10 protein-coding genes are annotated in these 12379 nt (G+C 71.7%); 6 read left to right on the forward strand and 4 right to left on the reverse strand.

Going from position 1 to position 12379, the window contains the following annotated elements; genetic code table 11:
- Positions 1-29: 29 nt before the first annotated feature.
- The gene (shc, locus tag AB0K17_RS26600; protein WP_365984504.1) at positions 30-1994 is read right to left on the reverse strand and encodes a squalene--hopene cyclase; all 1965 of its coding nucleotides are present in this window, start codon (positions 1992-1994) and stop codon (positions 30-32) included.
- A 35-nt stretch (positions 1995-2029) separates the two neighbouring features.
- Between shc and AB0K17_RS26605 the strand changes: the two genes are divergently transcribed.
- Entirely contained in the window at positions 2030-3169 is a 1140-nt protein-coding gene (locus AB0K17_RS26605; protein WP_365984505.1) for an NAD(P)/FAD-dependent oxidoreductase, read from the forward strand.
- Between the two features lie 87 nt (positions 3170-3256).
- On the opposite strand, the gene AB0K17_RS26610 is transcribed toward AB0K17_RS26605, so the two are convergent.
- Entirely contained in the window at positions 3257-3805 is a 549-nt protein-coding gene (locus AB0K17_RS26610) for a hypothetical protein (protein ID WP_365984506.1), read from the reverse strand.
- Positions 3806-4095: 290 nt separating this feature from the next.
- Between AB0K17_RS26610 and AB0K17_RS26615 the strand changes: the two genes are divergently transcribed.
- Both AB0K17_RS26615 and AB0K17_RS26620 read left to right on the forward strand, forming a co-directional pair.
- The gene (locus AB0K17_RS26615) at positions 4096-4902 is read left to right on the forward strand and encodes an aldolase (protein ID WP_365984507.1); all 807 of its coding nucleotides are present in this window, start codon (positions 4096-4098) and stop codon (positions 4900-4902) included.
- Between the two features lies 1 nt (position 4903).
- On the forward strand, positions 4904-5851 hold the full coding sequence (locus AB0K17_RS26620; RefSeq protein ID WP_365984508.1) for a dihydrodipicolinate synthase family protein: 948 nt from the start codon (positions 4904-4906) through the stop codon (positions 5849-5851).
- 12 nt (positions 5852-5863) lie between these two features.
- On the opposite strand, the gene AB0K17_RS26625 is transcribed toward AB0K17_RS26620, so the two are convergent.
- Positions 5864-6460 carry an XRE family transcriptional regulator gene (locus AB0K17_RS26625; protein WP_365984509.1) on the reverse strand — a complete coding sequence of 199 codons (597 nt, stop codon included), beginning with the start codon at positions 6458-6460 and terminating at the stop codon, positions 5864-5866.
- A 563-nt stretch (positions 6461-7023) separates the two neighbouring features.
- Here AB0K17_RS26625 and AB0K17_RS26630 point away from each other — a divergent pair.
- The 3 genes from AB0K17_RS26630 (at position 7024) to AB0K17_RS26640 (ending at position 11729) form a co-directional block, all read left to right on the forward strand.
- Entirely contained in the window at positions 7024-7629 is a 606-nt protein-coding gene (locus AB0K17_RS26630; RefSeq protein ID WP_365984510.1) for a dihydrofolate reductase family protein, read from the forward strand.
- A gap of 255 nt (positions 7630-7884) precedes the next feature.
- Positions 7885-10236 carry a helix-turn-helix domain-containing protein gene (locus AB0K17_RS26635; RefSeq protein ID WP_365984511.1) on the forward strand — a complete coding sequence of 784 codons (2352 nt, stop codon included), beginning with the start codon at positions 7885-7887 and terminating at the stop codon, positions 10234-10236.
- Positions 10137-11729: a WD40 repeat domain-containing protein gene (locus tag AB0K17_RS26640; protein WP_365984534.1), complete on the forward strand. Its 1593-nt coding sequence runs from the start codon at positions 10137-10139 to the stop codon at positions 11727-11729. The genes AB0K17_RS26635 and AB0K17_RS26640 overlap by 100 nt, the downstream gene beginning before the upstream one ends.
- A 36-nt stretch (positions 11730-11765) precedes the next feature.
- On the opposite strand, the gene AB0K17_RS26645 is transcribed toward AB0K17_RS26640, so the two are convergent.
- Positions 11766-12233 (reverse strand): hypothetical protein, encoded by a 468-nt coding sequence (locus AB0K17_RS26645; RefSeq protein ID WP_365984512.1) that lies wholly within the window; start codon positions 12231-12233, stop codon positions 11766-11768.
- Positions 12234-12379: the final 146 nt, after the last annotated feature.

The raw sequence follows: 12379 nt of genomic DNA on the forward strand, positions 1-12379 counted from the left end.
GGGGGCGGCGCCGGTGGCCCGGGGCCGCGTCAGCGCTGGTAGCGCCCGAGCGCCATGACGGGGAAGAGGTGGCGGTACAGGGGATAGCTCATGTAGAACTGCCGCGGCAGGACGGTGCCGGTGAACGGCTCCTCGTCCCAGCCGCCGTCCTCCCGCTGGGCCTCGACCAGCCAGGCCAGCCCCCGGTCGACCCGCTCGTCGTCGGCCGGCAGACCGGCCGCGTGCAGGGCGAGCAGCGCCCAGGAGGTCTGGCTGGGGGTGGACGGCCCGCGGCCGCACCAGGCCGGGTCCTCGTACGAACGCAGGCTCTCGCCCCAGCCGCCGTCGACGTTCTGGTGGTCCGTCAGCCAGGCGACCGCGCGCCGCACCGGTGGGCTGTGCGGCGGGACGCCGGCGCTCAGCAGCGCGGTGACCGCCGCTCCCGTGCCGTAGAGGTGGTTGGCGCCCCACCGGCCGAACCAGGAGCCGTCCGCGGCCTGGTGGCGCACCAGCCACCGCACGGCGGCCCGGGCCCTGGGATCGGCCGCCAGGCCCTGGCGGGCCAGGCTCTCCAGGGCGTGCGCGGTGATGTCCGGGCAGGGCCGGTCGGTCAGTTCGGTGAAGTCGAGGGTGCTCAGGCGGGAGGCGAGCCACGAGGTGTTGTCCGCGTCGTAGGCGGCCCAGCCGCCGTCCGAGGACTGCATGGCCAGCAGCCAGGACGTGCCGCGGACGGTGGCGCCGCGCAGCCGGGCGGCCTCGGCGGGGTCGGGCGCCGTCACCCTGGAGAGCGCCTCGACGACCACCGCGGTGTCGTCGCAGTCGGGGAAGGCCTGTTCGACGAAACCGACCGACCAGCCGCCGGCGGCCCGCCCGGGCCTGGCCACGGCCCAGTCGCCGTGCCCGGTGACTTCCTGGCCGGCGAGCCAGCGGGCGGCTCGCAGCAGGGCGGGGTGGTCGGCGCCGACGCCGGCGTCGGCGAGCGCGCTCACGCACAGGGCGGTGTCCCACACCGGCGTGGGCATGCAGTTCATCCGGCGGACGGGGCCGTCGGCGCTCTCCTGCCAGACGGCGAAGCCGTCCAGCCCGCGCAGTCCGGCGCGTATTGCGGGGTCGGCGGTGCTCAGGCCCGCGGCGTGCAGGCCGAGGAGGCAGAACGCGGAGGCCACGTTGCAGGCCAGCCAGGCGCCGTCCGCCTCCTGACGGTCGGTGATCCACCGGACGGCACGCTCGACCGCCCGGCGGCGCGGCAGGCCGAGCGCGTGCTCGTTGTACCAGCCGAGCGCACGGTCCACCGCCCGAAGGGCCCGCGGCAGCGCGGTCGGGGCGGGGCGGCCGGTGCGCAGCTCGTCCGTGCGGAAGCCCGGGTCGTGGCAGGGCCGGGACCGGTGGACCAGGCCGAGCGGCACCATCGTCAGCCGGGCCCAGGTGGACAGCCGGTAGAGCGAGAGCGGGGCGCGCGGCGGCAGCAGCACCGCCTCGGTGAGCACGGTGGGTACGGCCCCCCAGTCCTCCTGGCCGAACAGGGCGAGCCACAGATGTGCTTCCAGCCGGCAGCGTTCGGCGCCGCCCTGGGCGCGGACGAAACGGGCCGCTGCCGCCATGTGCGGTTCCTCGGGGCCGTCCCCGGCCAGCCGCAGGGCGAGGTAGGCCTCCACGGTGGTGGACAGGTCGCCGGGGCCTTGCGGGTACAGACCCCATCCGGCGTCAGGGAGTTGCTGGGAGCGGATCCAGCGGGCGGTGGCCGCGAGGACGCGCTCGTCGCGCACCCCCAGCAGCTCGCGGATGAAGAGATCGACCGCGTCGACCATCACGTTGCCGTCCGGACAGCGGGACCACCAGCCCTCCGGTTCCTGGATCGACAGCAGGTGCTCCACGCCACGGGAGACGGCCACCTTCGGATCAGTGCGCACGATAGTAACCCTCGGTATCTGGACTGCAGGCCAGTAGCGGGTGGGACGTGACACTCCGGAGCTCGCGTTCGTACTATAAAAGCACTGGTGCCGCACCGCTCCCACCCGTCGACGTATTCACAACTGGGGGGTCGTCTTCCATGCGGTTACTGGTAGTTGGTGCAGGAATCGGCGGCCTGGCGCTCGCCCGAGGACTGCTCGCGGCAGGACACCACGTGACCGTGCTGGAGCAGGCGCCGAGCCCGCGCATCACCGGCTCGGCGATCACTGTCTGGAGTGGAGGAGTCGGCATCCTGCGCGCGCTCGGGGTCTGCACCGACGGGCTGGGCGCCCGGATCGACCGGCTGGAGACCCGGACCGACGCCGGGGAACACCTCTACTCCATCGACGTCGGGCATGCGGCGCGCTGGCTGGGCCACCCCAGCATCACCGCGCCGCGCCGCGAGCTGCTCGCCCGCCTCGCCGACGGCCTGCCGGAGGGCACCATCGCGTACGGGCGCCGGTTCGTGCGGGCCAAGGAGGGCGGCCTGGGCATCCAGGCCGTCCTCGCGGACGGCGGCACGGCCGAGGGCGACCTGTTGATCGGAGCCGACGGCCACCATTCCGCCGTGCGGCGGCATGTGTGGGGCCAGGACCCGACGGTGCCGGCCGGCTGGGCGACCTGGCAGGGTCTCGTGGATCGCCGGTCCCGCATCACCGGTGCGCACCACGGGCTCATGATCAACGGCCGGGCCGGCTTCTGCGGACTGCTGCCCGCCGGACCGGACACCCTGCAGTGGTGGTTCAGCTTCCCGTGGCGCCCCGGCGCGCCCGACGTACCCGCCCTGCCTCAGCTGCGCGAGCGCTTCGCCCACTGGGCGCCGCCGGTGCCGGCGGTACTGGAGGGCCTCCGGGAGACGGAGATCGAGATGTTCCCACACCACACCCACCGGGTCCGCCGCATCTGGGGCACCGAGCGCTCGACCCTGCTCGGCGACGCGGCCCACACGATGCCGCCCATCGTCGCCCAGGGCGCCAACCAGGCGCTGGAGGACGCCTGGGTGCTCGCCCGCCTGCTCGCCCACCGGCCGGCGAACCTCACCGCGGCGCTGCGCCGCTACGAACACCTCCGCTCCCGGCGGATCATCCCGATCGCCCGGCTGGCCGCCACCGAGTACACCTACCGCTACCACCCGCCGCGCTACGACCGCCTGGTGCCCAGCCCCCTGGTGACCCGGGCGTACGCGCGCTGGCTGTACGCCACCAGCGACTACCTGCGCGGCCGCCGGCGCTGGTGGTAGTCGCCGGCGCCCGGCGCTGCAGCGACGTGAACAACAGCGCCTCGAGCGACAGCAACTTGAACGACAGCGCCGCAGTCGCTTGTGTCGTCAGTGCAGGATTTCGGCCCGCAGCCTCTCGTTGGGCGTGGCGATGTCCCAGTAACGAGCAGAGCCCCGCGCGTCGCGGTAGATGCCTGTGCCCCCGGTGATGGCCATGTCGAGTGTTTTCGTTCCGCTCACCCCGAGCGACTGCATCGTCAGGGAGCCACCCTCGAGTTCTATCGTGAGCAGGCACTGCTTCGTGAGTTTGGCGCCATCGACATGAACGACCTGGCACGTTCCCCCGCCGCGTCCGACGGTGCGGCCGTCCCTGACGATGCCGCCGGAGTAGACGTCCATGTCCCCCAAACTCGGCCCTGCCGGGCCGACGTCGTGAGCCGCGTACTGATCGTTCTGGATTTTGATGTCGAGGACCTCGACGGGGCTCTTCTTCGGGGTGTCGGCGTCCGCGCCGGCCACGGTGCAGACGCCGACCGCAGCGGCGGCCACCGATACGGCGACGAATCTCGCGAGCGCCGCTCGCGTGATGCGCATTCCCCGCGGATTCGCCTGTCCACTCCGATGCGCGGCGGCGGATTCCGGACTGCTGCTGACCATGATGGTTGCTCCCCACGGTGATCTTCAGGTGCGAACACCTCGACGCTAGGAGCGCCGGGTCGCCCTGTCCAAGATCAATACCGTCATGGCGTCATGTTCCGAGAGGCATGAAGGAACCGGCTTCATTCCAGATGTCGCTGGTCGCGGCGCCACGGACGGTGACGTCGCTGCGTCGTCCCGGCCTGTTCGGAGGCGGCTTGACCCAAGGAACGTCGACGCTCAGAACACAAGGTGTCCTATAGTGAACTCGCGTTTCCTGCTGGAGCCTTGTCCTGGAAGGACGTTTCCTCATGGCCGACACTCTCGCCACCGCCAAACCCGAACTCGTCGCCCTCGCCCACCGCCGCATGCGTGAGTCGATTCCCGACAACGACTGGACGCCCCGTCAGAAGCTCGCGCTGACCTGCCGGATCCTCTTCGACGGAGGACACGACTCGGGGCTGGCCGGGCAGATCACCACGCGGGCCGAGCAGCCCGGCACCTACTGGACGCAGCGGTTGGGGCTGGGGTTCGACGAGGTCGGCGAGAACAACCTGCTGCTGGTCGACGAAGACCTCAACGTCCTGGAGGGCGCCGGCATGGCCAACCCCGCCAACCGCTTCCACAGCTGGGTCTACCGGGCCCGGCCGGACGTCAACTGCATCATCCATACCCACCCGTTGCACGTCTCGGCCCTGTCCATGCTGGAGACGCCGCTGGTCGTCTCGCACATGGACACCACTCCGCTCTTCGAGGACTGCGCCTTCCTGGAGAACTGGCCCGGCATTCCCGTGGGGAACGAGGAAGGCGAGATCATCTCTGCAGCCCTGGGCGACAAGCGCACACTGCTGATGGCCCATCACGGCATGCTGGTCACCGGACGCACCGTGGAGGAGGCGTGCGTGCTGGCTCTGCTCCTGGAGCGGGCGGCACGGCTGCAGTTGCTCGCCTCGGCCGCGGGTGCGGTACGGGAGCTGCCGGCGGCGCTCGCCCGGGAGGCCCACGACTGGATCTCGGTGCCCAAGCGCGACCAGGCGTCCTTCGCCTACTACGCGCGTCGCGCGCTGCGCTTTCACCCCGACTGCCTGACGGCCGCCGGCGCGAAGGGCGGTGCCTGAGATGGCTCTCACCGACCTGCAGGGCATCATCGCCTACCCGGTCACACCCTTCGACCGTGAGCACGGGCTGGTGGACACCACCGCCCTGGCCGCTTTGGTCGATCGGCTGGTGGCGTCCGGATGCCATGCCATAGCCCCGCTGGGCAGCACGGGCGAGAGTGCGTACCTGGACGACGAGGAATGGCGCACGGTGGCCCGGGCCTCGCTCGAAGCGGTCGGCGGGCGCGTACCGGTCGTGGTGGGCATCTCGGACCTGACCACGGAGGGCGCCGTTCGGCGGGCTCGCTTCGCCGAACGGGCGGGGGCGAGCGCGGTGATGGTGCTGCCGGTGTCGTACTGGAAGCTCGGCGAGCGCGAGATCAGCGAGCACTACGCACGCATCTGCGCGGCCGTGGGCGTACCGGTGATGGTCTACAACAACCCGGCGACCAGCGGCACCGACCTGTCCCCCGAGTTCCTGGTGGGGCTGTGGGAGAAGTTCGAGAACGTCACCATGGTCAAGGAGAGCAGCGGCGACGTGCAGCGCATGCACCGGATCGTCCAGCTCTCGGACGGCGCGCTGCCCTTCTACAACGGCTCCAACCCGCTGGCGCTGGAGGCCTTCGCGGCGGGGGCGGCCGGCTGGTGCACCGCGGCGCCCTGCCTGGCACCGGGACCGGTGCTGCAGTTGTACCGGGCGGTGCGCTCGGGTGACCTCGCCGCAGCGCGGGAGGTGTTCTACCGCCAGCTGCCGCTGCTGCAGTTCGTCCTCGCGGGCGGGCTGCCCGCCACCGTCAAGGCGGGGCTGGCCCTGCGCGGCTTCGACGCCGGGGACCCGCGCAGGCCCCTGCTGCCGCTGGAGGCGCGGCAGACCCGGCGACTGGCGGAGATCATGGAGTCGCTGCAGGCGGCGGAGGCAGTGGGCTCGCCGCAGGGCCGGGGTGGTGCACCGGCCGTACCGGCGGGGTGAGCGGGTACCTCATCAGGAGGTCGTGGACGAGATCTCCCCACCGGTCGCCGCGCAGGTCGCCGCGCACGGTTCGTCGTGGATGACGACGAGCACCGCGGCGCGCTGCTCGCCCACGCTCCGCGAGCGGTGGGGCACCTCGGCCTTGAAGTACACGCTGTCGCCGGGTCCGAGCAGCACGCTGCGCTCGGGGAAGACCAGCTCCACCTCGCCCTCGTGGACGAAGAGGAACTCCTCCCCCGCGTGGGACTTGAACGACATGTCGTCGGCCGCGAGCGGCGGTCGCATCATGAACGGGGCCATGGCCTTGCCGCTCACGCCCGTGGCGATGCCCTCGTAGTGCGTGGCGCCGGTGGTCCCCGGCGCCACGGCCACGGGGGTGCGCTCGCCGGCCCGTACGACAGTGATCAGCTCGGGTTCGACCTCCTCGGCGAACAGCCGGCCGACGTCCACACCCAGCACGCGGGCCAGTTTCATCGCCGTGGAGATGGAGGGCACGCTCAGACCGCGCTCCACCTTGGACAGGTAGCTCTTGGTCACCCCGGCCTGCTGGGCGAGCGCTTCCAGACTCAACCGGTTCTGCTTGCGCAGCAGTCTCAGTCGGGTGCTCATCGCAGGGGCCTCGGGCAGGAACGCATGGGCGCATTATCCCCCAGGCGTGCCACCGGTTGTCGGGGCGGGGATCCGCAGGCCGTCCGAGGGCCTGGCGAAACGGCGATTCGGCCGCGCGGCGCCCGCTCGGCGTCCGCTCGGCAGTGCAGTCGGTGCGGCTCGGGCCACCGCCACCACGATCTTCCCCGTATGCGCGTTCGACTCCATCAGGCGGTGCGCGTCGGTTCGATCTGCGGCTGCCGCGGGGGCGCGGTCCGCCGGCGGCCTTGCCGCAGCGCGGCACTTCGTCCGCGGGTGCGTCGTGGCTTGTCGCGCCCACGCGGCGGCAGCCGCAAATCGACAGGGGCCCCGCGCCCCTACGGGCGCCGTGGTACCGCATGACGAAGATCCGCCGGACACGCCCTGGTGCCCCACTCCGAGCGGCTCGGTCTGCGGGGAGCGCCGGCGTCGTGCCGGACCCCGGGGATCTCCCTCAGCGTCGCAGACTGGTGCTGCGCCTCGGAAGTCCCGCCGGGGAGGTTCCGGTGGTTGCGCGGTCCACCCATCGACGAAGGGAGTACACCATGCGGAAGATCATCGTTTGCACGTTTCTGACGCTCGACGGCGTCATGCAGGCGCCGGGCGGTCCGGACGAGGATGCCGGGAGCGGCTTCGAGCACGGCGGCTGGCAGAAGCCGGTGGCCGACGACGAGGTCGGCACGGCCATCGCCGGTTGGTACGAGCACGCCGACGCCATGCTGCTCGGCCGCAGGACGTACGAGATCTTCGCGTCGTACTGGCCGACCGCCGATCCCGACAACCCGTTCACCGACCGGATGAACAGCATGCACAAGTACGTGGCGTCCCGCACCCTGACGTCTGTCGAGTGGCAAAACTCCACCCTACTGGAGGGCGACACCGTCGATGCCGTACGCAACCTGAAGGCGTCCGACGGCGGCGACATCAACGTCGTCGGCAGCGGCAACCTCGCCCAGACCCTCATGCAGCACCGCCTCGTCGACGAGTACCGGCTGACCATCCACCCGGTGATCATCGGCACCGGCAAGCGGCTGTTCGCCCACGGAACGATCCCCACCGCGCTGGAGCCGGTCAGCGTGTCGACGACAAAGGGCGGCACCGTCATCGGCGTCTACCGGCCGAACGGTATGCCCAGCTACGACAGCTACTGATGTCGTGCGCCGCGGTGGTTTCCGCCCGACAGTCCTCAGCGGAACCACCGCGGCGCAGCCCGGGTGGTCGAACAAGGTGCACGGCAGCCTGCGGCCATGGCTCGCCCCTGCACGTCCCGAAATGGTTGAACCCGCACACAGTTCGGTCTCTACGTCCCATACCTGATGAGATGATTGCTACTGATCGTCAGCAAGCATGTGCCCAGCGGTAGATGCGCATGCACTCGCGTCATCAGGAAAGGCCACGACACAGTGATGGATGGGGCAACGCCCTGCAACGGAGCCGGCGAGGGCCGGGCCACCGATCCGGAGGCGCCCGGTGAGCAGTTGCGGCGGCTCCGGCGGGAGCGGGGGGTGTCGTTGCTGCAGTTGTCGCGGCTCGCCTTCTACAGCAAGAGCTACCTGAGCCGGGTCGAGAACGGTGACAAGCCGCTGACCCTGGGTCTGGCCCGGGCGTGCGACCAGGCGCTCGGGACGGACGGGGCGCTGGAGGAGCTCGCGCGGGCGGCGAACGCCGCGGCGTGCCACGGGGCGCGGCCCGCGGACACTGATGTCTGTCCCTACCTGGGGCTGTCCTCCTTCGGTCCTCAGGACGCGCGGTGGTTCTTCGGTCGCGAGGAGGCCGTGGCCGAGCTCGTCGCGCGGCTGGCCGAGCGGCTCGCCGACCGTGGTCGGGGCCCGCTGACGGTCGTGGCGCCTTCGGGTGCCGGCAAGTCCTCGCTGCTGCGGGCAGGGTTGCTCCCGGCACTCGCTCGGGGGGCGCTGCCCGTAGCGGGCTCGCACGCGTGGCCTGCTGTGGTCATCACTCCCGGTGAGCGTCCTCTGGAGGCGCTGCTGGGTCGGTTGGCGGCCGTGTGCGGTCTCACCCGGCAGGAGCTGGCCGCCGCGTGGAGTGCGGGGCCGGAGACGTTCGTCAAGCAGGTGGGGGCGGGGCTCTGCCCCTCCGTCGACCGTTCCTCTTCGGACGTGGCCGGTCTGGTGGTCGTTGTCGACCAGTTCGAGGAGGTCTTCGCCCTCTGCCGGGACGGCGAGGAGAGGGCTGCTTTCATCACCGCCCTGCTCGCGCTTTCCGACACGAGCGGGAGCGAGGACCGGCCGTACGCCTTGGTCGTCCTCGGCGTACGAGCCGACTTCTACCATCATTGTCTCGCCGATCCCGGCCTGGCTCCGTCCCTGCAGCGGGGGCATGTGGCCCTGGCGCCGATGGACGAGGGGAAGGTGCGCGAGGTCGTCACCGGCCCGGCGCAGCGGTCCGGGCTGACCGTGGAGGCCGGGCTGGTGGAGATCCTGCTGCGCGACGCGGGGCTCGGGCCCGGCTCCTCCGGCCGGGGCGACGGGCTGCGGCCCGGTGCTCTTCCTTTGCTGTCGCATGCCCTGCTGGGCACGTGGCAGCACCGGGACGGGGCCTCCCTTACGGTGGCCGGGTACCGGCTGACGGGAGGCATATCCGGTGCGGTGGCCTCGACAGCCGAGCGCGCCTACCAGTCCCTGACCCCTCCTCAGCGTGAAGCCGCCCGTCACGTCCTGCTGCAGCTGGTCAGCGTCGGGGCGGAGCAGCAGGAGACCGGCCGTCCCGCGCGCCGGGCGGACCTGCTGCAGGTGGCCGGCGACGATTCCGAGGACGCCGCTGCCGTACTGGAGGTGTTCACCCGGGCCCGGTTGCTGACCCACGACGCCGACCGTGTGGAGCTCGCTCATGAAGTGCTGTTGTCCGCATGGCCCCGGCTGCGCCGGTGGGTCGACGACGATCGTGCGGGGCTCCACATCCACCAGCGCCTGGCGGAGACGGCCGCGGTGTGGGAGGCGGAGGGCCGGGACGGCGGGCTGCTCTACCGCGGTGGCCGCCTCGCCACCGCGCGGGAGTGGGCGTCCGCTCCGGGACGCGTCGTACTCGGCTCGGCGGCCAGGGCGTTCCTCGACGCGAGCATCCGCCACGACGACGCGAAGGCACGGGCGAAGAAGCGTCGTCTGAGGCGGTTGAGAACACTGACCTCGGTCCTCACCGTGCTCCTCGTCCTGGCCTCGACCGCCGGCGCGCTGGCCTTCCAGCAGTGGCGGACGTCCAGGAGCAACCACCGGCTCGCCCTGTCGCGCGAGTTCGCCGCCCGGGCGGACCTGCTGGCCCGGGAGTCCCCCGAGGCCGCGATGCTCTCCGCGCTCACGGCCTACCGGCACGCGCCCACCGTGGAGGCCCGCAGCAGCCTGCTGAGCGCCTACGCCCGGCATCACGCCGACGACTTCAGCGGCCACTCGGCCACCGTCAACACCGTGGCCTATTCCCCCGACGGGCGCATCGTGGCCACCGGGAGCGACGACCACACGGTCAAGCTGTGGGATGCCGGTTCGGGGAAGGTGCTGGCCACGCTCCGGGGCCACACCCACAGCGTCAACGCGCTCGCGTTCTCGCCCGACGGACGGACCCTCGCCTCCGCCAGTCACGACCGCAGCACCAAGGTGTGGGACGTCACGACGCACAGCTCACCGGCCACGAGGGCGGCGTTCTCGGCGTGGCCTTCAGCCCCGACGGGCGCGCCCTCGCCACTGCCGGGCACGACCGTACGGTCCGGTTGTGGGACACGGCGACGTACCGGCAGAGGGCCGTGCTGACCGGTCACACGCAGCAGGTGATGAACCTCGCCTTCTCTCCCGACAACCGGACGCTGGCCACCGCGTGCAACGACCACACGATCAAGCTGTGGGACACCACCACCTTGAAGGAGTCCGCGACCCTCGAAGGGCACACCGACTCGGTGATGTCCACGGCCTTCTCCCCCGGCGGCAGGACGCTGGCCAGCGCGAGCGCGGACGGCAGCGCGCGCCTGTGGGACGTGGCGTCCCGCCGGCCTCTGGCCGTGCTCACCGGCCACACCGGAGTGGTGGCACAGGTCGCCTTCCTTCCCGACGGACGCAAACTGGCCACCGCGGGCCACGACCGCACCGTCCGTCTGTGGGACGCAGCCAGTCACGAGACGACCACCACGCTGAGCAGCGAACTGCCCGTCAACGGGGTGAATGTCAGCCCCGACGGCCGTCACCTCGCGACCGTCTCGCTGGAGGAGCTTGGCCCCGGTAGTTCCGCAGGTGCCTCGGTGGAGCCGCCCCGGGCCGGTATCTGGGACGTGGCGACAGGCAGGATGACCACCGCGCTGGGCGTGCGGGTCATGCCCCGCCAGGTGGCCTTCTCCCCCGACGGCAGGACGCTGGCCGTCGGTGATGCCAAGGGCGCGGTGAGCCTGTGGGACGTCCGCAGCCACCGGCTGGTCGCCACCCTGGCCGGGCCGTCCGAGGCCGTCACCGGGCTGGCCTTCGCCCCGGACGGCCGGACGCTGGCCGGCGCCGGCGCGGACGGATCCGTACGCCTGTGGGACACCTCCACGCGGCGTACGGAGGCGATCCTCTCCGGTCACGACCGGGCCGTTCTCGCCCTCGCCTTCAGTCCCGACGGTCGCTCCCTCGCCACGGCGGGCGCGGACCGTACGACACGACTGTGGGATGTGGCCTCGCGGCGCTCGGAGGTCGTCGTCAGCGGTGACACCGATGAGACCTTCACCCTGGCCTTCAGTCCGGACGGCCGCACCCTGGCCAAGGGCAACGCCAACGGCTCGGTACGGCTCCTGGACGTGGCCTCCCGCCGCCTCGTCGCGGTCCTCCCCGGACAGTCGGCCACCACATGGGCCCTGGCGTTCAGCCCGGACGGCCGGCTCCTCGCCACGGCGGGATCGGACGGCACCATCCGCTTGTGGGACACCGTCGCGTGGCGCCGGACCAGGACCCTGACGGGCCACACCGGAGTCGTCAAGGCCCTGGCCTTCTCCCCCGACGGCCGCACCCTGGCCAGCGGCAGCGCCGACCGAACGGTCCGGCTGTGGGACACCCGTGATCACCGCGTCGTCGCCACCCTGACGGGTCACGACGACGCCGTGGTCTCCCTCGCCTTCCCGCCCGACGGCCGCACGCTGGCCACGGCGAGCCCGGACCGGACCAGCCGCCTGTGGGAGCTCGACCCGGACGATGTCGCGAGCCGCGTCTGTGCCCTCAGCACCGCCCACGAGTGGCACGACCTCCTGACCGATCCGCCTCCCGGGGCGCCCTGTCCCTGATGCCGCGCGGACGGGACGAGCGGGGTCGTACCCCGGTCAGCCGATGCCGACCGGCGGCGTTCCCGTGCCCGGCTTCATGGTCTTCTCCACCATGGGCACCTGAAGCTCGCCGGCCTTGTCGTGGAACGACAGGACCGCACGCGCGGGGGTGCCCCTGTCGATGGTCCGGTCCGTCCACTCGACGAAGGCGGTGTGCTGCGCGCCGTCGCAGCGCAGTTCCCTCTTGGTCTTCGTCGCCTTCAGGTACGCGGCAGGCGCGGGGATCGGCGGAAACGAGGTGAGGGTGACGTCGAGGCGCTCGGTCGCCGCCGTACAGGCGTAGTCGAACGAGACGATCACCGAGGGGATGGTCCCCTGACCGATGAGGATCTTGTCGATCGTCGCGGACGGCGCCTTGGCAGCGGCCTTGGTCGTCACGGCGGCTGACGCAGGGGGAACCGCTGCGGCGAGTGCGGCCGAGACCAGTGCGTACGTGGCAACGGCGCGAAGGGTCCTGCGCTTCACGGGAGTACTCCTCAAAAGGGTCGGGAGAAGAAGACGAGCCGGCAAGTGGCCGGCAGACAGGAGCTCACCGCATTCGGGGCCATGGGTGAAGGGTTGCCCCGTTCCCTGTCGGGGTGGGAAACCCGGGCAACCGGCAGCGGGCCTCG

Origin of the sequence: Streptomyces sp. NPDC049585 (genome assembly GCF_040675615.1) — a bacterium.
GTDB lineage: Bacteria > Actinomycetota > Actinomycetes > Streptomycetales > Streptomycetaceae > Streptomyces > Streptomyces luteosporeus.